The 21,867-nt window shown below is 42.7% G+C and carries 18 protein-coding genes; 7 read left to right on the top strand and 11 right to left on the bottom strand.

The window, feature by feature from the left end:
- Nucleotide 1 precedes the first annotated feature (1 nt).
- From pgsC to pgdS, 4 genes are all read left to right on the top strand, one after another.
- On the top strand, nt 2–451 hold the full coding sequence (gene pgsC / locus MHI44_RS08780) for a poly-gamma-glutamate biosynthesis protein PgsC (RefSeq protein WP_003227889.1): 450 nt from the start codon (nt 2–4) through the stop codon (nt 449–451).
- 18 nt (nt 452–469) lie between these two features.
- Entirely contained in the window at nt 470–1,612 is a 1,143-nt protein-coding gene (gene pgsA, locus MHI44_RS08775) for a capsular polyglutamate synthetase PgsA (RefSeq protein WP_003243306.1), read from the top strand.
- Between the two features lie 14 nt (nt 1,613–1,626).
- Complete coding sequence (gene edmS / locus MHI44_RS08770; protein WP_003227896.1) at nt 1,627–1,794, top strand: extrachromosomal elements maintenance protein EdmS; 168 nt, start codon at nt 1,627–1,629, stop codon at nt 1,792–1,794.
- A 140-nt stretch (nt 1,795–1,934) separates the two neighbouring features.
- On the top strand, nt 1,935–3,176 hold the full coding sequence (gene pgdS / locus MHI44_RS08765; RefSeq protein ID WP_339203342.1) for a gamma-DL-glutamyl hydrolase: 1,242 nt from the start codon (nt 1,935–1,937) through the stop codon (nt 3,174–3,176).
- 33 nt (nt 3,177–3,209) lie between these two features.
- Here pgdS and ywtE read toward each other — a convergent pair whose 3' ends face one another.
- Together ywtE and tagT are read right to left on the bottom strand one after the other, a co-directional pair.
- The gene (ywtE, locus tag MHI44_RS08760) at nt 3,210–4,070 is read right to left on the bottom strand and encodes a 5-amino-6-(5-phospho-D-ribitylamino)uracil phosphatase YwtE (RefSeq protein ID WP_339203340.1); all 861 of its coding nucleotides are present in this window, start codon (nt 4,068–4,070) and stop codon (nt 3,210–3,212) included.
- 155 nt (nt 4,071–4,225) lie between these two features.
- Nucleotides 4,226–5,194, bottom strand: a complete 969-nt coding sequence (gene tagT / locus MHI44_RS08755; protein ID WP_032722634.1) for a polyisoprenyl-teichoic acid--peptidoglycan teichoic acid transferase TagT — start codon at nt 5,192–5,194, stop codon at nt 4,226–4,228.
- 332 nt (nt 5,195–5,526) lie between these two features.
- Here tagT and MHI44_RS08750 point away from each other — a divergent pair, with 332 nt between their 5' ends.
- Nucleotides 5,527–6,900 carry a sugar porter family MFS transporter gene (locus MHI44_RS08750; protein WP_003243731.1) on the top strand — a complete coding sequence of 458 codons (1,374 nt, stop codon included), beginning with the start codon at nt 5,527–5,529 and terminating at the stop codon, nt 6,898–6,900.
- Nucleotides 6,901–6,936: 36 nt separating this feature from the next.
- Here the strand turns inward: MHI44_RS08750 and gerBC are convergent, their stop codons facing one another.
- Genes gerBC through gerBA form a run of 3 tightly spaced genes read right to left on the bottom strand, consistent with a single transcriptional unit; the run spans nt 6,937 to nt 10,621 of the window.
- Nucleotides 6,937–8,061: a spore germination protein GerBC gene (gerBC, locus tag MHI44_RS08745; protein ID WP_003242990.1), complete on the bottom strand. Its 1,125-nt coding sequence runs from the start codon at nt 8,059–8,061 to the stop codon at nt 6,937–6,939.
- Nucleotides 8,058–9,164, bottom strand: coding sequence for a spore germination protein GerBB (gene gerBB, locus MHI44_RS08740; RefSeq protein WP_339203338.1), 1,107 nt, complete (start codon nt 9,162–9,164; stop codon nt 8,058–8,060). The genes gerBC and gerBB overlap by 4 nt, the downstream gene beginning before the upstream one ends.
- Before the next feature lie 5 nt (nt 9,165–9,169).
- Nucleotides 9,170–10,621, bottom strand: a complete 1,452-nt coding sequence (gerBA, locus tag MHI44_RS08735) for a spore germination protein GerBA (RefSeq protein WP_003243291.1) — start codon at nt 10,619–10,621, stop codon at nt 9,170–9,172.
- A 264-nt stretch (nt 10,622–10,885) separates the two neighbouring features.
- Here gerBA and manA point away from each other — a divergent pair, with 264 nt between their 5' ends.
- Both manA and lytD read left to right on the top strand, forming a co-directional pair.
- On the top strand, nt 10,886–11,836 hold the full coding sequence (gene manA / locus MHI44_RS08730; RefSeq protein WP_339203336.1) for a mannose-6-phosphate isomerase, class I: 951 nt from the start codon (nt 10,886–10,888) through the stop codon (nt 11,834–11,836).
- Nucleotides 11,837–11,965: 129 nt separating this feature from the next.
- Complete coding sequence (gene lytD / locus MHI44_RS08725) at nt 11,966–14,608, top strand: beta-N-acetylglucosaminidase LytD (protein ID WP_339203334.1); 2,643 nt, start codon at nt 11,966–11,968, stop codon at nt 14,606–14,608.
- Between the two features lie 38 nt (nt 14,609–14,646).
- Here the strand turns inward: lytD and MHI44_RS08720 are convergent, their stop codons facing one another.
- The 6 genes from MHI44_RS08720 to MHI44_RS08695 all read right to left on the bottom strand — a co-directional run bounded on the left by MHI44_RS08720 (nt 14,647) and on the right by MHI44_RS08695 (nt 21,542).
- Nucleotides 14,647–16,506: a CDP-glycerol glycerophosphotransferase family protein gene (locus tag MHI44_RS08720; RefSeq protein WP_015384814.1), complete on the bottom strand. Its 1,860-nt coding sequence runs from the start codon at nt 16,504–16,506 to the stop codon at nt 14,647–14,649.
- A gap of 18 nt (nt 16,507–16,524) precedes the next feature.
- Nucleotides 16,525–17,694 (bottom strand): CDP-glycerol glycerophosphotransferase family protein, encoded by a 1,170-nt coding sequence (locus tag MHI44_RS08715; RefSeq protein WP_024571914.1) that lies wholly within the window; start codon nt 17,692–17,694, stop codon nt 16,525–16,527.
- Between the two features lie 3 nt (nt 17,695–17,697).
- Complete coding sequence (locus MHI44_RS08710; RefSeq protein ID WP_003235523.1) at nt 17,698–18,723, bottom strand: ribitol-5-phosphate dehydrogenase; 1,026 nt, start codon at nt 18,721–18,723, stop codon at nt 17,698–17,700.
- Nucleotides 18,720–19,433 (bottom strand): 2-C-methyl-D-erythritol 4-phosphate cytidylyltransferase, encoded by a 714-nt coding sequence (locus MHI44_RS08705; RefSeq protein WP_015384812.1) that lies wholly within the window; start codon nt 19,431–19,433, stop codon nt 18,720–18,722. The genes MHI44_RS08710 and MHI44_RS08705 overlap by 4 nt, the downstream gene beginning before the upstream one ends.
- 88 nt (nt 19,434–19,521) lie before the next feature.
- The gene (locus tag MHI44_RS08700) at nt 19,522–20,673 is read right to left on the bottom strand and encodes a CDP-glycerol--glycerophosphate glycerophosphotransferase (protein ID WP_038427956.1); all 1,152 of its coding nucleotides are present in this window, start codon (nt 20,671–20,673) and stop codon (nt 19,522–19,524) included.
- A 95-nt stretch (nt 20,674–20,768) separates the two neighbouring features.
- Entirely contained in the window at nt 20,769–21,542 is a 774-nt protein-coding gene (locus MHI44_RS08695) for a WecB/TagA/CpsF family glycosyltransferase (protein ID WP_029318765.1), read from the bottom strand.
- Nucleotides 21,543–21,867: the final 325 nt, after the last annotated feature.

Here is a 21,867-nt window from a genome sequence, read left to right as displayed (position 1 = left end):
CATGTTCGGATCAGATTTATACATCGCACTAATTTTAGGTGTACTACTCAGTTTAATTTTTGCGGAAAAAACAGGGATCGTGCCGGCAGGACTTGTTGTACCGGGATATTTAGGACTTGTGTTTAATCAGCCGGTCTTTATTTTACTTGTTTTGCTAGTGAGCTTGCTCACTTATGTTATCGTGAAATACGGTTTATCCAAATTTATGATTTTGTACGGACGCAGAAAATTCGCTGCCATGCTGATAACAGGGATCGTCCTAAAAATCGCGTTTGATTTTCTATACCCGATTGTACCATTTGAAATCGCAGAATTTCGAGGAATCGGCATCATCGTGCCAGGTTTAATTGCCAATACCATTCAGAAACAAGGTTTAACCATTACGTTCGGAAGCACGCTGCTATTGAGCGGAGCGACCTTTGCTATCATGTTTGTTTACTACTTAATTTAATGTAAGGTGTGTCAAACGATGAAAAAAGAACTGAGCTTTCATGAAAAGCTGCTAAAGCTGACAAAACAGCAAAAAAAGAAAACCAATAAGCACGTATTTATTGCCATTCCGATCGTTTTTGTCCTTATGTTCGCTTTCATGTGGGCGGGAAAAGCGGAAACGCCGAAGGTCAAAACGTATTCTGACGACGTACTCTCAGCCTCATTTGTAGGCGATATTATGATGGGACGCTATGTTGAAAAAGTAACGGAGCAAAAAGGGGCAGACAGTATTTTTCAATATGTTGAACCGATCTTTAGAGCTTCGGATTATGTAGCAGGAAACTTTGAAAACCCGGTAACCTATCAAAAGAATTATAAACAAGCAGATAAAGAGATTCATCTGCAGACGAATAAGGAATCAGTGAAAGTCTTGAAGGATATGAATTTCACGGTTCTCAACAGCGCAAACAACCACGCAATGGATTACGGCGTTCAGGGCATGAAAGATACGCTTGGAGAATTTGCGAAGCAAAACCTTGATATCGTTGGAGCGGGATACAGCTTAAGTGATGCGAAAAAGAAAATTTCGTACCAGAAAGTCAACGGGGTAACGATTGCGACGCTTGGCTTTACCGATGTGTCCGGGAAAGGTTTCGCAGCTAAAAAGAATACGCCGGGCGTGCTGCCCGCAGATCCTGAAATCTTCATCCCTATGATTTCAGAAGCGAAAAAACATGCGGACATCGTTGTTGTGCAGTCACACTGGGGCCAAGAGTATGACAATGATCCAAACGACCGCCAGCGCCAGCTTGCAAGAGCCATGTCTGATGCGGGAGCTGACATCATCGTCGGCCATCACCCGCACGTCTTAGAACCGATTGAAGTATATAACGGAACCGTCATTTTCTACAGCCTCGGCAACTTTGTCTTTGACCAGGGCTGGACGAGAACAAGAGACAGTGCACTGGTTCAGTATCACCTGAAGAAAAATGGAACAGGACGCTTTGAAGTGACACCGATCGATATCCATGAAGCGACACCTGCACCTGTGAAAAAAGACAGCCTTAAACAGAAAACCATTATTCGCGAACTGACGAAAGACTCTAATTTCGCTTGGAAAGTAGAAGACGGAAAACTGACGTTTGATATTGATCATAGTGACAAACTAAAATCTAAATAAACGGAGTGATAAAGATGAAATTTGTCAAAGCCATCTGGCCGTTTGTTGCCGTAGCTATCGTGTTCATGTTTATGTCAGCTTTTAAATTCAATGATCAGCTGACAGATCAGGAAAAACAGAAGATTGATATGGAAATGAATAAAATCCAGCAGCAGGAAGAACCGGTAAACGCCAATAAATAATTCAAAAAAGAGAGTGTCTGATGAGACACTCTCTTTTTATTTGCCCAGCATATTCATTCTGTAAAAATATTAAAAAGTCTCTTAACATATTCAAAAAAATACCGATGTTAAAACTGCAAAAAGAGGAGGAGATAATAAAAGTGAACACACTGGCAAACTGGAAGAAGTTTTTGCTTGTGGCGGTTATCATTTGTTTTTTGGTTCCAATTATGACAAAAGCGGAGATTGCGGAAGCTGATACATCATCAGAATTGATTGTCAGCGAAGCAAAAAACCTGCTTGGATATCAGTATAAATATGGCGGGGAAACGCCGAAAGAGGGTTTCGATCCATCAGGATTGATACAATATGTGTTCAGTAAGGCTGATATTCATCTGCCGAGATCTGTAAACGACCAGTATAAAATCGGAACAGCTGTAAAGCCGGAAAACCTGAAGCCGGGTGATATTTTGTTTTTCAAGAAAGAGGGAAGCACCGGCACTGTTCCGACACATGACGCCCTTTATATCGGAGACGGCCAAATGGTTCACAGTACACAGTCAAAAGGGGTTATCATCACCAATTACAAACAAAGCAGCTATTGGAGCGGAACTTATATCGGGGCGAGACGAATCGCTGCCGATCCGGCAACGGCTGATGTTCCTGTCGTTCAGGAGGCCGAAAAATATATCGGTGTCCCATATGTGTTTGGCGGAAGCACGCCGTCAGAGGGCTTTGATTGCTCGGGGCTTGTGCAATATGTGTTTCAACAGGCACTCGGCATTTATCTGCCGCGATCAGCCGAACAGCAGTGGGCAGTGGGCGAGAAGGTAGCCCCTCAGAACATAAAGCCTGGTGATGTCGTCTATTTCAGCAATACGTATAAAACGGGAATTTCACATGCAGGCATTTATGCGGGCGCAGGCAGGTTCATCCAGGCGAGCCGGTCAGAAAAAGTAACCATTTCCTATTTGTCAGAGGATTACTGGAAATCGAAGATGACGGGTATTCGCCGATTTGACAACCTGACAATCCCGAAAGAAAATCCGATTGTTTCCGAAGCGACGCTTTATGTCGGAGAAGTGCCTTACAAACAGAGCGGAGTAACACCTGAGACAGGATTTGATACAGCTGGATTTGTCCAATATGTCTACCAGAAAGCAGCCGGTATTTCCCTGCCTCGATACGCAACAAGCCAGTACAATGCCGGAACTAAGATTGAGAAGGCGGACCTGAAGCCGGGAGACATTGTGTTCTTTCAATCAACAAGCTTAAATCCCTCCATCTATATCGGAAACGGACAAGTTGTTCATGTCACATTATCAAACGGCGTGACCATCACCAATATGAACACGAGCACATATTGGAAGGATAAATACGCAGGAAGTATACGGGTGCAATAAAAGAAAAAGACTCCAATCTCTGGAGTCTTTTCTTTATGCATATTGTCCTGAAAGAAGCTGGTCTATAAAGTAGGCCACACCATTTTCGTCATTGCTTTTTGTGACAAAGGTGCTTTTTTCTTTTAATTCATCAATCGCATTTTCCATGGCGATACGGTGTCCGGCGACTTCAAACATGGACAAATCGTTTGGACTATCGCCGATCGCATAGATATCCTGTGTTTCAATTCCGTATATGTCCGCCAGCTTTGTTAACGCGCGTCCTTTTCCTGACGAGGCCGGCAGGATTTCGATAATATGTTTTCCTGAAGAGGTTTGCGCCAGTTTTTTATGATGCTTCAGTTCTTCCTTCGCTTGTTTCAGCTTGTCCATATCAAAGGAGAAGCAAAGAAGCTTATAAATGTTTTCACTCCCGTCAAAAACCGATTCGATATGAGGGATTGGTTTAATGCCAAACTGTTTGAATTGAGTCATGGCTCCTTGCCACAATTCATCCGTCTGCTCGTTTGGGTTTGCGCTCTTTAGAATGTCAAGCTCCGCGTGCAGCTTAGCTTCGCCGTCAAAAGGAGAAAGCAGATGGTCATCTGTATATACCTCAAAGTAAATGTTTTTTGAAAGTAAGTAATCAGCAATCGCTTTACCGGCTTCCTGATCCATTAATGTCCGGCTGATCAAACGGTAACCCGTGTCGTGGATCGTGCCGCCATTAGCTGCAATGATAGGGATGTCCAAGTCATCCAGCAGCGCTTTTACATCAAATGTCGCTCTTCCCGTGCAAATGGTGACGAGGATGCCGGCATCAACGGCCCGCTTGATCGCCTCTCTGTTTTCCGCAGAAATGACGCTTTCTTTATTCAGTAATGTTCCGTCTAGATCAATCGCAATACATTTCATATGTAGGGGAACCTCCTTAAAAATGAAGCTGCTTCGTGTAGTATGTTCAGCTTGCCTGTGAAACATAATCCATTTAAATTAAGGCTAAACGTTACTTTGATAATTTTCAACAAGGAAATATGTAAAACGGGATGGCGTAATCGCCATCCCGTTCATTATACACCTAAATCGTTTTGCAGCTCTTTTTTAACTTCCTGCAGCTTTTGCTGATTCAATTTGAAATAATAGACTCCGGCAGGTTCATAATCATAACCCGTCAGCTGAATAGACTCAACTGATTTCAATGAAGTGATGAACGGGAACAGGCCGATGGCATCTTTAAGAGATAAGTTCATTTTTAAATTTTGCCCCATCGTATCCACAATATCATCATAAGCCGGAATTGAGCTCAATGATTTTGATTTATCTATAATGGCGCTCAGCACTTCCATTTGTCTTTGCCCGCGTAAAAGGTCACTGTCCGCTTTACGTGTTCTTACGTAAGCGAGCGCTTCTTCCCCATCAAGCGTATGTGTTCCTTTTTGAAGAACGACTTTACCTTTTGTATCTTTTTTGATTTGCTGAATGACTTTATCGCTTTTTACAGTTACTTTGACGCCATTTAACTCGTTTACGACGTCTTCAAAAGCCGTGAAATTGCTTTCTACGACATAATCGACGGGAATATCCAGCATTTCTTCAACTGTTTTCACAGTCAAGTCAACGCCGCCGTAAGCGTGAGCATGTGTGAATTTATCATACCCGTGGCCTGGGATGTTTACATAGGCGTCACGCGGAATGCTCAGCATTTTAGCTGTTTTTTCTTTCCGATTAAATGTAACCAGCACATTCGCGTCACTTCTTGCCTGATCGACGGTCTCGCCGTTTTTCTCCCTGGCATCAATTCCTAAGAGCAATACAGAAAAAGAATCTTTTCCAGGATCAAATTCTTTGATCCGTTTTACAGATTGTTCTCCGCGTGCAAGGCTGACGTGAGCTTCCTTAGAAGCATTGTTCAGCTTTACAAAAGCATAGGCGCCGACAGAGCCTGCCGCAATGATTAAAAAAGCCATTAATCCGGCAACAACTTTCACCCATTTTTTTAGTTTTCTTTTTTTCTTTCTGCGCTGTGATCGTTCTTCCATATATCAATACCTCACGTTTCTTTAATATTTGAAGCGTACCATTCTATTTGCCATGGGGCAACTACTCGAAAGACATTTTTCGATAAATATTCCTATATTTATAAGTTCTTGTTTTTGAAAATTGATAACGATGATGTAATGAAACACCTTATATTGGACGCCGCAGCAGGTAAAATGTTTCGGCGACATTGAAAAAAATACAAGTAAATGATTGGAAAACTTATGATCAGCAAAATAAAAAGGTTTAATGGCCGGAAAAAGAGGCTAAAAGATTTCTAAAAAAATCCCACAGACAATGTCATTGCAGCTGATGGAGAAAGGGAGTCATCTTTATGAAAAAGCAGTCAAATATATGGCTTTATTTTTTCGGAGCTCTTGGAGGCGCGTTATATGGCTATGATACCGGAGTGATTTCCGGAGCTATTTTATTTATGAAAAAGGAGTTAGGCTTAAACGCGTTTACAGAAGGTCTTGTTGTCAGCTCCTTGCTGGTTGGGGCGATATTGGGCTCAGGAGCGGCCGGCAAGCTGACTGACCGTTTCGGAAGAAAAAAAGCAATTATGGCAGCCGCGCTGCTGTTTTGTATAGGCGGTCTTGGTGTGGCACTGGCCCCAAATACAGGAGTCATGGTGCTGTTTCGCATCATTTTGGGACTTGCAGTCGGAACATCGACGACAATCGTGCCCCTTTATTTATCTGAACTGGCGCCAAAACATAAACGCGGGGCGCTGTCATCACTGAATCAGCTGATGATCACGGTCGGCATCCTTCTTTCTTACATTGTCAATTACATATTTGCCGATGCCGAAGCGTGGCGCTGGATGCTTGGATTGGCTGCTGTGCCGTCATTGCTCTTGCTTATTGGCATTTTGTTTATGCCGGAGAGCCCGCGCTGGCTGTTCACGAATGGCGAAGAAAGCAAAGCGAAGAAAATTCTTGAAAAATTGCGTGGCACAAAAGATATTGATCAGGAAATACATGATATAAAAGAAGCGGAAAAGCAGGATGAAGGCGGTCTGAAGGAGCTGTTCGATCCATGGGTGCGCCCAGCGCTTATTGCAGGTTTGGGACTCGCTTTTTTGCAGCAATTTATCGGAACGAATACGATCATCTACTATGCGCCAAAGACCTTTACAAACGTCGGATTCGGAAACTCCGCTTCGATTTTAGGCACGGTCGGAATCGGCACAGTCAATGTTCTCATGACATTAGTAGCGATTAAAATTATCGACAAGATTGGAAGAAAGCCGTTACTGCTATTCGGGAATGCGGGCATGGTGATCAGCTTGATCGTTCTCGCTTTAGTAAATCTCTTTTTCGATAACACTCCGGCTGCCTCATGGACGACCGTCATTTGTTTAGGCGTGTTTATCGTTGTCTTTGCGGTCAGCTGGGGACCGGTTGTGTGGGTGATGCTTCCTGAATTGTTCCCGCTTCACGTCAGAGGAATCGGGACCGGTGTTTCGACCTTAATGTTGCACGTTGGGACACTGATTGTTTCATTAACCTATCCAATATTAATGGAAGCGATCGGAATCAGTTATTTATTCCTGATTTATGCCGCGATCGGTATCATGGCGTTCTTATTTGTCCGATTTAAAGTGACAGAGACAAAGGGAAGAAGCCTTGAAGAAATTGAGCAGGATTTACGGGACAAAAACGGACAGGGAGGAGCGGCCGGAAAACAGCAGACTGTCGGAACATAAAAAAGGGTGCGCGATCATGCGCACCCTTTTGATTGCTTACTTTCCCACCGTGCCAAAGTTAATGATTTTAAAAGAAATATCGTACTTAAAATCAGTCTCAGAAAATATTTCATCCCAATGCCCTTTTACTTTATTCCAGTAGTCAGGGTGTTGAATCCTTATGTGGTCTGATAAAAAGACCGGATCGGTTTTATACTCGTGCTGCAGTTTATCCATCACCTGCTTTACATCTCGTTCAAGCTTTTTTTCAAAAATGTTTTCCAGCCTGTGCAAATAACTTTTGCTAAAGGAGTTTTCATTCGGGTTTTGGTCTTCTGTCAGGATGCCCTTCGTTTTAACAGAAATATGAAAGACAGGCTTTCCGTTTTCAATGACGGGCTTAATTTTGGTTTTCGACTTTTTAATTTCAAACGTAATCGGATGTCCTTTATCTGTCGTCGGCATGACACCGCCTTGGATCGTCCCCATGACCCATGACAGTGTTTGGGTTTCATCAGCTGAAAGAAACCCAACGAGTTTATTGCTGCCCCTTTTGATAATGCCTGCTCCGTCATACTTGGCTTTTCCCTTTTCGTTTTTCACGGCTTGAATAAGATAACTGTACCCGTTCTGAGAGTAGACAGAAGCTCTTCCGATGCGCAGCGGTATCATAATCTTACCGTTATATCCGCTGTGAGTTGTCAAATCAATCAGTTTTTCGGAGGGCATCGGCTGCTGCTGATTGGGGTTTCCTTTTGTGAAAACATCAGCTGCATTCCCTCTGGCTGCCATCAAATAGCTGCTTCGCCGCAGCTCATCATCCCGGATAAAGTGGTTGAGGACTTGGTCTACATTTTGATTCCTCATCAGTTTTTCTCCCAGAAGGATCACTTTTAAATGATCGCTATAAACAGGAGGGTCCTTGATGGATACATCACTGACTGCTTCCAGAATCGTTTTCCCGTGGGACGTTACATTAACAAATTCGGGTTTTCCGGATGCTTGGCTGTCTTCGCTTTGGGGAAGAAGATTTTGATACGTCAGTTTGTACTGGTGATCATTTGTCTCATCGATCGCCAGCCCTCTGGCGAAGGATAGTTGCTCGATATCTTTGACATCCCAGCAGCCGCAGAGGGCCAGCAGCATAAAAAACATGACGGAGAATTTTGATGCTGTTTTCATTGCAGCTGCCCCCTCCCTATTTTTTTCTGTATCCAGCTTAAAAACCAGACGAAGAATGGAATTGTAATCACAATTAAGAAAGCATATCCAAGAAGCGTCCCGTAATAAAACACGTCATTCAAGTCCTTGGGATACATCGTTATGAAAAACGTCGCAGCCAGCATTGCAGTCAGCAGCCATGCATTGTTTTTATTTTTTAGATGAAAGATTTCCGTTAACCCGATATGGGCGCCTTTAAAGGATCCGAGCATACAGGCAAATTGCTGGGCTGTCCAGGTCAGCTGTAAGAACAAATCAAATCGTTCAATAAAAATACCCGGAACCTCTAATGCGTGAATAAGGGAAATGGTCGGCCATGTCACCGTTTTTGCCTCAGCCACAGTCATACAGCCAATCACAATGAGCAAAGTAATGCTGTAGAACAATGTGGAAGTCGCGATGCCCAGAGCAACAGCCTTTTTCACTTGCTTTGGATCTCTCATAAAGGGGACCAGGTAAAAAATGATTTCAAATCCGGAGAAATATAAAAGTGTTTTTGGGAATAAAGAGAAAAAACTTTGATAGCCTCCTTCAAAAACAGGCCGGATAAAATCGAACTGGAACAAGCGAAAGCTGAACATCAAAAGCATCATAAAAATAATAAGGGTTATAGGGAAAATATAAGCGTATACCTTTGCAATTGAATAAACGCCTCCGCCTACATGATAGATGGCAACTGCAAGAAATATAAACACCACAACTGCCATTGGCGTATTTTTCAACAAAAAGAATCCGACAACCTCTCCCAAAATCCGAGCTTGAAAGCAAACAATCCCAATGAAATATAGACAGATATATAAATTCAATAGAAAGCCGATGAATTTTCCAGCTACAATGCTGTTGAGCTTAAAAAGAGTTTTTCCGCTGTTTTTTTGAAGAAAAGGCAAAAAAAGCAGAACGATGATAATAAAAATAACGCCCTGGAGCAGTATCATTAGCCATCCGCTCGGACTGCCGGTTTCGGCGGCTGAGCGGGGAAGGGTCAGCACCCCGGCACCAATCAATGTGCTGCTGATCATAATGAGCGTCTGCATAAATGTCAGTTTATGCTCTGATTTCCTCATAGCCATCACCTTTGTCTGATGTTATCTTCGGGATCGTTTCGTGTCGGTCTTCTTTTTAAAAACATCGTGGGAATACGGATGACTGTGTCTTTCAAATCCTGTCCAGGCTGCGCCATGATCGGGATAATGTAATCCTGTCCAAAGCTTTTCAGGCGCATGAGATGGCCGATCACAAACAGATAAACCATTATAACGCCATACATGCCAAGCGCTGTTGCACTTATCATAACCCCGATCCGAATGATCCGCAGCGGAAAGTTATAGGCGTATGAAGGAACGGTAAAGGATGCCAGTGCTGTGACAGAAACGACAATGACCATAAGCGCACTGACAATTTGCGCCTGAACAGCTGCCTGTCCGATGACAACGCCGCCGATAAGGCCAATTGTCTGTCCAATCGGCTTAGGCAGCCTTAATCCGGCTTCTCGAATCAATTCGATCGTAAAGATCATGATAAAGGCCTCTACAAAAGGCGGGAATGGTACGTTAAGCCTGCTGCCTGCAATGGAAATGGCCATTCTAGTCGGCAATAGCCCGGTGTGAAAAGAAACGAGAGAAATATACAGACCGGGCAAATAAATGGTGATCAGGATGCTGGAATAACGAAGAAGGCGTACAAGTGACATTGGGATCCAGCGCTGGCTGTAATCATCGGGCGAATGAATAAATTCGTCAACCGTAGCCGGTACAATCAAAGCAAACGGCGTACCATCCACTAATATGGACACTCGCCCTTCTAATAGAGAACTTTCGACCCGGTCCGGTCGTTCTGTGCTTAATATTGTGGGGAAAATTGAAAATGGTTCGTCTTCAATCAGCTGTTCAAGCGTCCCCGATTCCGGCAAATTATCTATATTGACTGATTTCAGCCTTTTAAACACTTCTTTGACGACATAATCTGGGGCGATATCCTGAATATAAGCGACAGCGATTTTCTTTTTGGTCCTTTTTCCGAGTGTCATTTCTTTGATGACGAGATTAGGATCACTCGTCCGTTCACGCAAAAGCGCCGTGTTTGTCCGCAGCTTTTCAATAAATCCTATTTTAGGGCCGCGTTCCACGACTTCGGAGGAGGGTTCATCAAGACTGCGTGTTGCGACTGACTTTGTGTCGAAAGCTAATCCTCCGCGATAGCCATCAGCGAGCAAAATGGCTTGCCCTGAAAAAACGAGCTGCTCTATTTCTTTCATTGTAGAAACAACGCTGTGGTGAAAGCCGAAAAAAAAGGCGGATAAGTCTTCAATCGAGCATTCCTTATGGGCCAACGCCTCTTTTTGTAAAGGAGAAATGACGTATTGCGCCAGCATTTTATTCTCTGTCAGACCGTCAATATACAGTAAACACGCCTTTTGTCTGCTATCTCCGAAAGCAAATGTATAAAACATCATATCGTCGTTTTGTCCCAATGTTTTTTTCAGTGTGTCTAAATTGTTCTGGAGATCAGAGTCGATTTGCATAGTTTCTCTCCTTCGTAAACAGATTGACGGTTTTTATTAATTTGTATCAAAAAAGGAGAATTATTCTTATCGAGGAAAAGGCTGAAACAAAGCTTCTTTTCGACGTGATATAATAGATAGGAAGCGTTTTCTTTGAAGGGGTAATGAAAAGATGATGCTTTGTACATATGTTGTCATCGGAAAAAGGCAGCTTATACGGGCGTTTGTAAGAGGGGCGCACCGGGAAAATGATGATCAGTTATTTACAGGGGAGGGGTACGGATCATGACGCAATCACCGATTTTTCTAACGCCTGTGTTTAAAGAAAAAATCTGGGGCGGAACCGCTTTACGAGATAGATTTGGATACAGTATTCCTTCAGAATCAACGGGGGAATACTGGGTCATTTCCGCTCATCCAAAAGGACCGAGCACTGTTGCAAATGGCCCGTATAAAGGAAAGACATTGATCGAGCTTTGGGAAGAGCACCGTGAAGTATTCGGCGGCATAGAGGGGGATCGGTTTCCGCTTCTGACAAAGCTGCTGGATGTGAAGGAAGATACGTCAATTAAAGTTCACCCTGATGATTACTATGCCGGAGAAAACGAAGAGGGAGAACTCGGCAAGACGGAATGCTGGTACATTATCGACTGTAAGGAAAACGCAGAAATCATTTACGGGCATACGGCCCGCTCAAAAACCGAACTTGTCACAATGATCAACAGCGGTGACTGGGAGGGCCTGCTGCGAAGAATCAAAATTAAACCGGGTGATTTCTATTATGTGCCGAGCGGAACGCTGCACGCATTGTGCAAGGGGGCCCTTGTTTTAGAGACTCAGCAAAATTCAGATGCCACATACCGGGTGTACGATTATGACCGTCTTGATAGCAACGGAAGTCCGAGAGAGCTTCATTTTGCCAAAGCGGTCAATGCCGCCACGGTTCCCCATGTGGACGGGTATATAGATGAATCGACCGAATCAAGAAAAGGCATAACCATTAAAACGTTTGTTCAAGGGGAATATTTTTCGGTGTATAAATGGGACATCAATGGCGAAGCTGAAATGGCTCAGGATGAATCCTTTCTGATTTGCAGCGTGATAGAAGGAAGCGGTTTGCTCAAGTATGAGGACAAAACATGTCCGCTCAAAAAAGGTGATCACTTTATTTTGCCGGCTCAAATGCCCGATTTTACGATAAAAGGAACTTGTACCCTTATCGTGTCTCATATTTAAACTTAATCTCACTTCGAGATTAAGTTTTTTTTATTAGAAAATGGAAGTGATTCACCTATAAATGAAGCATGCGCGTGCCGATAAATAAACTAGTTTTATATACTCATAGAATAAGAAAGAGGAGAAGGAATGAAAAAGAGACTAATCGCACCTATGCTTCTATCCGCCGCGTCCCTTGCCTTTTTTGCCATATCTGGTTCTGCCCAGGCAGCCGCGTATACCGACTACTCACTATATAAAGTAGAGCCGTCGAATACGTTCAGTACAGAAAGCCAAGCCTCACAAGCTGTCGCCAAACTGGAAAAAGATACTGGCTGGGATGCATCCTATCAGGCTTCAGGCACAACAACGACCTACCAAATTTCCGCCTCAGGCATTCATAGCGAATCAGAAGCGAAAGCAATACTGAGCGGACTCGCCAAACAGACATCGATTACAGGAACGTCAAGTCCTGTTGGAAGCAAACAGCCATATGTCACCATCTCGTCAGGTGCCATCTCCGGAGAAAAACAGGCCAACACTACCCTAGCAAAGCTGAAACAGGAGACGGGAGTGGCTGGCGCTGTAAAAGCTTACGGAGCAGCTCGGCCCTATATGAACGTCATGACATCAGACATTGCTGATGAGACAAAAGTCAAGGCGCTTATCCAGAGCCTGGCTAAGCAAACAGGGATTAAAAGCTCGTATCAGCCCATCACACACACGGTGTCTGTCACAACCATTCAGTCTGGCACAATCGTGGGAGACAGCAGAGCAGCGCAGATCAAAAACGCCTTCCAAAAGGAATCCGGGCTGCATGCATCATTAAAGGAAACGGTGAAAGGACAAGCCTATTATACGTTCACAACTGCCGCTATTTCAGGTGAAGCGAATGCCAAAACTCTATTGCAGCAGCTGAAACAGAGCACTGGCATCACAGGCAGCTACAAGTCCATCAATCAAAAAACAACCGTTGAGTCATACAATGTCCAATCAGCTTATTTCAAAGGGCTGAATACAGTAAAGGACGCCATCAGCCAAATCAAGAAAAACACTGGCGTATCCGGCAGTTATCAACAGGTTGGAAAAAGCACATCATATACCGTGAATATGAAGGGTATAACAAAACAGCAGCTCCAAAAAATAGACACTTTCTTTAAAAAGAAAAAATGGCATTACACGTCATCCAGCGTCAAAAAAACGACAACGTCTGCAGCTTATCAAATCACGACGGCAAAGATTTTAGGCGAGCAGCAAGCAAACAAAGCAGCAGCCTTCTTTGCTCAGAAAAAAGTAAAAGCTGCAAAAACAGCAGCTGGATCAACAGCAGAAAATCAATATCAGCTCATCTCAGAAGAAACATCAGATCAAGCAAAAGTCACAAAGGGCTTGAACATATTAAAGAAAAATCAGCTGAGTGCTTCTGCGAAATCCGTCAAAAAACAAATAGCTGACACGTTTAAAATCACAACCGAATCTCTGCTTGATCAAACGAAAGTCAATCAGGCACTCACGTTTTTCAAATCGAATCATATATCAGCAGCAAGCCAGAAAACCGGTCAGACAGCTGCGAGCAGCTATCAAATCACAACTGAAGCTATCATCAGCCAAGAAGAGATTGACCGCGTTTTAACATTTTTCAAACAAAATAAAATCGCAGTCACAACATCAAAAACAGGCCAGACTGCATATACACAATACAAAATCGTGACAACACAGCTCAGCAGCAAAACAGCATTGAACAATGGGTTAACCTATCTTAAATCGAAAAGTGTAACCCCCAGCTACACATCGAAAAGCAATACGCTTTATAAAATCAGCGTAAATGAGCAGTTCACAGGCAATGATACAGCTGCTGCGGCATCATTGAAGCTAAAACAATTATACGGATGGACATCATCTATCGTGAAGATCAAAAACGGCCCGCAAATCATGAAAACAAACTACAATCTCTCGCTTCGTGATATGGTCCAAAAACAAATGACAGTAAGTCCGCAAACAGACGGAGCGGCTTACGTATCGCTCACGTACATTAATACAGCAACATCAACCGTTACGGCTGATGTACTAAATATCCGGTCAACGCCGGAAGTCAGCCCGACAAACGTGATCGGCCAGTTTAAAAAAGGCGATAAAGTGAAAGTCATCGGACAGATAAACGGCTGGGCTAAGATCAATTTGGGCTGGCGAAACGCAAGCAGTGATGAAGTAGTTCAATACGTGGATCCGAATAACTTTTCCAGAGACAGCAAATACTACTTCCAATTTCTCAAGCTGTCACAGACAGCGGGTCTCAGCGTTACTGAGGTCAATCAGAAAGTGCTTGCGGGTAAAGGCATCCTGACAGGGAGAGCAAAGGCATTTATCGATGCCGCCAATCAATATAGCATCAACGAACTGTATTTAATCTCACACGCTCTTCTGGAAACAGGAAACGGGACATCCGCTTTAGCCAATGGATTAACCTATAACGGAAAAACCGTATACAACATGTATGGAATTGGAGCATACGACAGCAATCCGAATTACTACGGAGCCAAATATGCGTACGAGCAGGGCTGGTTCACACCAGAAGCGGCCATTATCGGCGGAGCTAAATTCATAGGCTCATCGTATATCCACAACACAGCTTACAATCAGGACACACTGTACAAAATGAGATGGTCAGCTACAGCGACACATCAATACGCAACAGACATCGGCTGGGCGTACAAACAAGTAAACCGCATGTACAGCCTGTATTCATTGCTGGACGGCTATACACTTTACTTTGATGTTCCGGAATATCAATAAAAAAAACACCTTTTGCGGCTGCAAAAGGTGTTTTTGATTTATCTTTTAAGAACTTTATCCTCTGATGGCTCTTCTTCCTGAGGGAAAACAATTTGATCGACGACTCGCTCACTTGCTTTTCCATCAAGATCATCGAAGAAATAATGAACAAATGAATCAATTTGCTCAAAGTTATACTTCTCTTCTTTAATGATCGAAATCATTTGCTCAGACGTTTTCGCAAGAGGGCCAGGAATAAAGTCAAAGTAATCGTAATAGAAATCACGTTTGCGAATATAATCATCTACATCATAGCTGAAGAAGATCATTGGTTTATTTAATAAAGCATACTCAAAGCAAACAGAAGAGTAATCCGTTATCAGAATATCTGTTACGAGCAATAGCTCATTAATTTCTCTGAACGAAGAGAAATCATAAAAGAAATCGCTGTACTGATAAGGTATATTGGCATCGTTTCGTACGAATGGATGAATTTTGAATAAGAAGATATATTCATCCTTTAACTCTCGATACAGACGGTCAAAATCAAGCACTTCAAAAGGATAATGAGCTGATTGCTGACCGTTTCCGCGGAAGGTTGGAGCAAAAAGAATGACCTTTTTGTCCTTTAGAAACGGATATTCCGTGTAAAGGCGTTCTTTTACAAATGCCTTCTTCGCTTCATCAAAGAAAAAGTCTGTTCGCGGTACGCCCGTAGCAATGACGTTCTCAATGTCTACCCCAAAGCCCTCTGCGTAGTGCTTCCGTATATTTTCAGAGCTGACAATAACCTTCGTGTAGTTTCTATGGTTTTTCGAATGCGGTGACGGTCCTCCTGGCAGACCGATTCGGCTGTAGCCGAATGTCTTAAAGGCGCCGACAGCATGCCACAGCTGGACAAGGTCCGCATTTTTACGGATTTTTAACGGATAAATAATCGGATAAAAATCATCTATAAAAATGATTTTGCTTGTCGCAAAATGATAAGCCATCGACATCAGTTCAGACAGGCTTTTTCTATCTCGAATGCTGCTCTTTAAGAAAAATTTGAAATCAAAATTTTCTTCACGTTTCAGCAGCTCTTCATAAACAAATTCGAAGTTTCCTGTCATATCAAGCCGGCTGTCAGAAGCAAAGACAATTTTATTAGACTTAATTGGAAGCAGGCGGAATACATCATAAGCAAAATGGAATAAGCTTGTATTCAGCTTGCGCAAAAAGCGGTTTGCCTCTTTTCCAGTATCCAGCTCCAAAAGGCTCGGATCAATTTCCTGCAGTTTGTTGCAAGACAAATTAATCGTCTTTTCGCCCTCATCATAATTAACGATTAAATTGAACTTCATCAGCTTTTTAGCAGAATGAAATTCCATTTTTGTGGCATACACATCATTAGAAAGGAAATTACTTACATTTCCGACTGTATGCACTTCCTGATGTTTTACATTTTGGTCATCTACAGCTTCAATCTCGAGAAACAGCTTATACTCGCCTTGCGGAAGAGGTTTGTCATTCATCAGCTTAGAAAAGTTAATCTGCTGTGAAAATCCTGCCCACTTATAGGCTCCTGGCACATTTGAAGTATCAATTGACAGCTTATCTACCGGAACATCCCGCAGTGAAACAGCTGTAAATAAAACACCGTTGTTCACCAATAATAAACGTTTTCGAACCTGATCCTCTTTTTGAAGCGGCAGGCCCTTGATATACATATAACCCGCAATTTTTAGAATTGACCCATTCCAAGAAAACTCAGAAATCTTTCTGACAGGGACTTGCTGGTTTTCTTCAATTCGCTTCGTTTTATCAAATAGAGAAAAAACCCTGTTATCAGCTGGATGGACAATGACAGCTGCATTTTCTTTTTGCGTTTTCTTTTTTGATCTGAAAAGTCTGTTCTTAATCTTTCTTGCCAGCTTCACTTTGTACCTCACTTTCTCCTAATCGGCACCAGATGTTAAAAATGATGAAATAAAATCGGCTACCCGCTCTGAAGATTTGCCGTCCTGATGGGTGATAAATGCCTGTGAAAAATCTTCAATACGTTTCGTATCAGCCTCGTGATCACTCTCGATATCGTGTACAAGCGATGGAACGTCTTTCGAAATCGGCCCGGGTACAAACGATTCAAACGGGTAGTAGAAATCACGTTCTTCCAAGTAGTCTTCTAAATCCGGGCAGTAAAAATACATCGGACGTTTCAGCAGGCTGTACTCGAAAATAACTGAAGAATAATCGGTTATCAGCCCATCAGAGATTGCCATCAAATCGTACAAAGAGTACGAATCAGTTAAATCCAGCACAAAATCATCCTCTTCCGTGTGCGCATGTTTGCGCATATACGGATGAAGATGGAGGATCACGACATAATCTTTATGGTTTAGCGCCGATTTTAATTGTAGCAGATCAAGCGGTATAGCGTCACCCTCTTGATGATGTCCGCTGCCTCGAAAAGTAGGAGCATACAAAAGCTTTTTTTTATGCTTCAGTTCAGGATAAACCCGATGAAACTCATCCAGTACAGTGCGAATATGTTCCTTATGATAAAAATAATCCGTTCTTGGAATGCCGAGCGGCAAAATCTGCTTTTGCTCCATTTGAAAGGCTTCGGCGAAATGCGGAACGGCAGCGGGTGCACTGACAATGGCATAATCATAGTTTGAATGCACGGGAACAATCTTCAAATAATCAGAAGAAGGGCCGAACGGCTTGTTCACAATGCTATAGCCAAATTTTTTAAACGCGCCGCAAGCATGCCAAAGCTGGATGGCAACAGTTTCCTTTCGTTTTGGCACAACATACAAAGGAAAATAATAATCATCCAACAAAAGCACGCGGCATGTTGCAAGGTGATATAACGAGCTGAAAAGATGAAGCAAATATGCAGCTCGTCCGATCAGCCCCTTATCCATCTTGCGGAACAGCAGGGTGATGCGAAGAGACGGGTCTTGCTTCAGCTTTTCATAGACACCTTTAAAATTATCACTTAAATGATCCTCACGATAGGAAGCTATGACAATTTTGTTGTGCTGTACTGGTAATAAAGCGCTCAATAGTTTATAAGCAGTGCCGAATACTCCTTTTACAATTCGCGTAAGGAATGTTTTCACTGTTTAAATTTCCCATTCAATAACAGTTTTTCCCCAAGATGAAGTCAAATCTGCTTCAAACGCGTTTGTAATTTCCTCAATACTGCGTACCGGGAAGCGTCCGCCAACTAATGTTTCTAAATAATCAACGACTTCAGGGTATTGAGCTAAAAAGTCTACAGTACGGGCAAAATCCTCGCGTCCGCTCCGGCTGCTGCCGATCAGCGTAATCCCTTTTTCAAGCACCATTCTTGTTTCAATTTCAACAGGGTATTCAGACACGCCTAGGAGCGCTACACACGCTTCAGGATGGACATGGGCAATGATCTGTTCAATTGCGCTTTCACTGCCGCGTCCGCCCACGCATTCAAAGGCATGATCGATTCTGACATCTTCAGGAATGTCGTTAATTTGATAAGCTGCATCAACAAAAGAAAAATGATCAAGCTTGTAAGGTGTTTTTCCGAAAATAAACACCTTGCTGTCTGGATATTTTTTCTTCAGTAGAAGCGTCATGATAAATCCGAGATTTCCGTCCCCCCAGACACCGAATGTGTCACGCTTCTTATGCGCCATGCGCTCAAAGCGGGAAAGCGCGTGAACTGCAATTGTAATAAGCTCAGTGAAGGCTGCGACATGCGGATTAATGCTGTCTGGAAGCTCAACAAGCCGATCAGGCGCCATGAACATATAATCCTGCATAAATCCATCATAACCGCTTGAACGGAATCTGCTGGACCGCAGGTAATTCTCCGCGATGACTTCATGCTCTTCAACCGGTGTATTTGGCACCATAACAACCCGGGTTCCAACTTTAAATGTGCCTGTCGGATCAAACATGACTTTTCCGATCCCTTCATGGATCAGAGCCATCGGCAGCTTTTTGTCCATCGCTTCTTTGCCGCGTGAGCCAGTATAATAACGCTGGTCTGCAGCACAGATGGATAAATGGGTAGGACGGACGACGACCTTATCTGAATGGACAACTTTATCTTTATATGTCACTTCAAATTGTCGGGCAGAAACTAAACGATATGTTTGATTAATCATTGTGAAATTCGCTCCTGTAAAATGGCATTAGCCACTTTTAAGTCATATGGTGTCGTTACTTTAATGTTAAAGACTTCACCGCGGACCAGCTTCACTTTTTCACCTGCTAACGAGCAGATCTTGCAAGCGTCAGTAAGGACAGCTTTTTGCTCATCGGACAGTTGATTATAAAGCTCGACCAATTTGCTGATCCGGAAGCTTTGCGGTGTTTGCCCCTGATACATGTTATCGCGGACAGGGATATCAGAAATAAATTCCTGGTCTTCTGAAGCAATAATTGTATCAATGGCTGAGATAACAGTATCAACCGCGCCGTATTGAAGAACAGCATCAATGTTTTCATCGATAATGCGATGAGTGAGAAACGGACGCACAGAATCGTGAGTGATGATCACGTCATCATCCTGAATACCGAATTCTTTTTCAATATAGCGGATGCCGCTCATAATAGATTCATTACGGTCGCTGCCGCCTTCAACGACAATCAGGCGATCATCCTGCCCGATGAATTTCTTTAAAATGTCTTTTGTATGGTTAATCCACTCTTTAGGGGAGACGATTAAAATCTTATCGAAACGGTCATTTAATAAAAACTTTTCAACCGTATGAATGATAATTGGGCGTTTATTTAACGGCAAAAACTGTTTTGGCATATTGACGTTCCCCATGCGGGAACCTTTTCCACCGGCTAGAATCTCAGCATAAATCATAAAATGACTCCTTCCTTACTACAACTCATAATGTTTTATAAAAGGTTTTCATATTATTTGCAATACCGATCTCTATTATATATAAAGATCAGTTTGATTTCTCATTTACATAGCTTAAAAGCAGCTTGCTGGCATTCCCTCTTGAGTACAGATTCCATTCACGTGAAAAGCGCTCCACTTCAGTTTGAAGCCTGTTCATATCTTTCAGCTGGTCCAAGAGCATTCCTGAATCACGGCAAGGAACCCCGGGGATTACCTCTGTATAATGGCGGATTAAACCGCGGGTTCTGTTGTAAGCCTCCATATCATACGTATAAAACAAAATGGGTTTGTCCAGCAAAGCAAATTCAAAAGGGACAGAAGAATAATCTGATATTAACAGATCACTCATTTTTAAAAGGTCTGCAAGAGGGAGATCTGATACGTCTTTTATCCACGCACTATCCCCATGCAATTGAGCAGATTGCTTCATAACAGGATGAAGTTTTACTGCAAGTAAATATTCTCCTTTTAAATCATGCTGCAGCTGTTTTTCTGAAAATGGCAGTGAAAAGCTTTCAAACTGATGATCCCTAAAGGTTGGCGCATACAGGATGATTTTTTTCTCTGCCGGCAGGTGATATTTGCTTTTAAGGTCACTGCTGTTTTCCTTCACCTCATAGTAAGCATCGGTTAAAGGCACGCCAAACCGAAGAAATTTATCACCTTTTATATCGAAGAATTCCTTGAATATGTCAGCCATATGTTCAGAACCGACGACAATCCGGTCAAATGAAGCATACACTTTGCGAAAGCGTCTCACGTCAGCCCGCGAACGATTCTGTGTGTTGATATCCTTTAACCCAAATCGTTTAAACGCTCCATTCGCATGCCAAACTTGGATACACTCGATATCAGGTCTGCAGGTCAAAACGGTTGTCAAAACAAAATAGTTATCAACAATCACAGCTTTACTGCTCAGCATAGAAAAGACCGCTTTATATATATGAAGCGGGTGTTTTTCGTTAATAACTGAAACAGTAAGCTCAGGAAATTCTGTTTCCAGCGATTTGGCATGCTGGGTCAGAAGTACATGAATGGGAAATGAGTAGTGTCCCATCTGATATTCTTTTAATATTGCCCGGGCATTATCAGGAAAGGAAACAAGAAGGGTCACTTGACTTCCCGGTTTGACCCAAAACAGCAATGCGCCGATGACTTTGATGAACACATAGTAAAAAAACGCAAACCAGGATTTCAATCTGTCATCAGCTCAAAACGGCTGCCACGGATTGTCGGCAGGCACAGTGAAAGATTCATGCATTTCATTACATACCATAGCTCCTTTAAGGCCCATTACAGATGGCGTGATTGATCTTTGACCTGTCCCGTATATTGCGGCTTTGCTGAAGTTCGTTCATGTTTCAGCACGGCTGTAACATACTTAGGAATGCTAAGCATTCTTCTCCAGCGCGCAGGGTTTGTGATCAGCCTGTACATCCATTCAAGGTGAAAACGGATAAAAAATGAGGGCGCTCTTTTGACATTGCCGCTGAACACATCAAAGCTTCCGCCCAGCCCTACAGAAACAGCCTGAGGGAATAGATGTCGGTATTTATGGATAAAGAACTCCTGATTAGGATAACCTAAAGCAACAAATACCATGTCAGGATTTGAGGCTGCGATCTTGTCTGCCACCTCATGTTGATTCTTCACATAACCGTCAGAATATCCGGCAATTTCAATCCCAGGATAATCACGTTCGACTCGCTCGATTGTCTGAGCAATCACATGCTTAGCTGCACCGTAAAAGAAAACCCGTTTTTTCTTTTGATCAGCCTTCTCAAGCAAAGATGTAAACAAATCATAACCGGCGATTCTGGATTGAAGCGGCTTACCAATTAGCTTGGAAACCAACACAACACCAATGCCATCCGGCAAAATAAAATCAGCAGATGAAAGAACCGCTTCATAACGCGGATTTTGCATCGCTTCAAATCCGATTTCAGGATTCGCTGTTACGATGAACGCACCTTTATTCTGGTCCAAAAATGACGTTTCTAAATGTGATACAAATGAAGTCAGTTCACCGTCTACAAAATCTAATTGATTAATGGGTTTCGTTTGCATCGTATCAACCCTCCTTTTCATCTATATGTCTATAAAAAACACGTGTCATTCGTATAGTTTGATTAAAGACTCTTTGTCTGAAAACATTTTACTCTATCTTACCACAAAAATCTTTAGGAACTTTTAACATTCACATTACAATTCCTTCACGTTTTGACGATGAATTAATATGAGGAGGGGCGTACAAAATAAATGACGCAGCAGAAAGAAAATCGTTTCACTTAAAAACGCGACAAAAGATTCGATTTTTTCGAAAAAGAAAACTTGTTATAATGGGTATAGATAAGGCATTAGACCTGTAAAAATTATACATCAATACAACGAT

This window comes from Bacillus sp. FSL K6-1366, assembly GCF_037976695.1.
GTDB classification, from domain to species: Bacteria; Bacillota; Bacilli; order Bacillales; family Bacillaceae; genus Bacillus; species Bacillus subtilis.
Note: the sequence above shows the minus strand (reverse complement) of the source record. Positions and strands in the feature narration are given on the sequence as shown.

Bases quoted from the DNA above. Each gene is read 5' to 3' on its own strand.
- lytD (WP_339203334.1), top strand. From the start codon at position 11,966: ATGAAAAAGAGACTAATCGCACCTATGCTTCTATCCGCCGCGTCCCTT.
- MHI44_RS08710 (WP_003235523.1), bottom strand. From the start codon at position 18,723: ATGATTAATCAAACATATCGTTTAGTTTCTGCCCGACAATTTGAAGTG.
- gerBB (WP_339203338.1), bottom strand. From the start codon at position 9,164: ATGAGGAAATCAGAGCATAAACTGACATTTATGCAGACGCTCATTATG.
- gerBC (WP_003242990.1), bottom strand. From the start codon at position 8,061: ATGAAAACAGCATCAAAATTCTCCGTCATGTTTTTTATGCTGCTGGCC.
- ywtE (WP_339203340.1), bottom strand. From the start codon at position 4,070: ATGAAATGTATTGCGATTGATCTAGACGGAACATTACTGAATAAAGAA.
- MHI44_RS08695 (WP_029318765.1), bottom strand. From the start codon at position 21,542: ATGCAAACGAAACCCATTAATCAATTAGATTTTGTAGACGGTGAACTG.
- pgsC (WP_003227889.1), top strand. From the start codon at position 2: ATGTTCGGATCAGATTTATACATCGCACTAATTTTAGGTGTACTACTC.
- tagT (WP_032722634.1), bottom strand. From the start codon at position 5,194: ATGGAAGAACGATCACAGCGCAGAAAGAAAAAAAGAAAACTAAAAAAA.
- pgsA (WP_003243306.1), top strand. From the start codon at position 470: ATGAAAAAAGAACTGAGCTTTCATGAAAAGCTGCTAAAGCTGACAAAA.
- MHI44_RS08705 (WP_015384812.1), bottom strand. From the start codon at position 19,433: ATGATTTATGCTGAGATTCTAGCCGGTGGAAAAGGTTCCCGCATGGGG.
- MHI44_RS08750 (WP_003243731.1), top strand. From the start codon at position 5,527: ATGAAAAAGCAGTCAAATATATGGCTTTATTTTTTCGGAGCTCTTGGA.
- manA (WP_339203336.1), top strand. From the start codon at position 10,886: ATGACGCAATCACCGATTTTTCTAACGCCTGTGTTTAAAGAAAAAATC.
- gerBA (WP_003243291.1), bottom strand. From the start codon at position 10,621: ATGCAAATCGACTCTGATCTCCAGAACAATTTAGACACACTGAAAAAA.
- edmS (WP_003227896.1), top strand. From the start codon at position 1,627: ATGAAATTTGTCAAAGCCATCTGGCCGTTTGTTGCCGTAGCTATCGTG.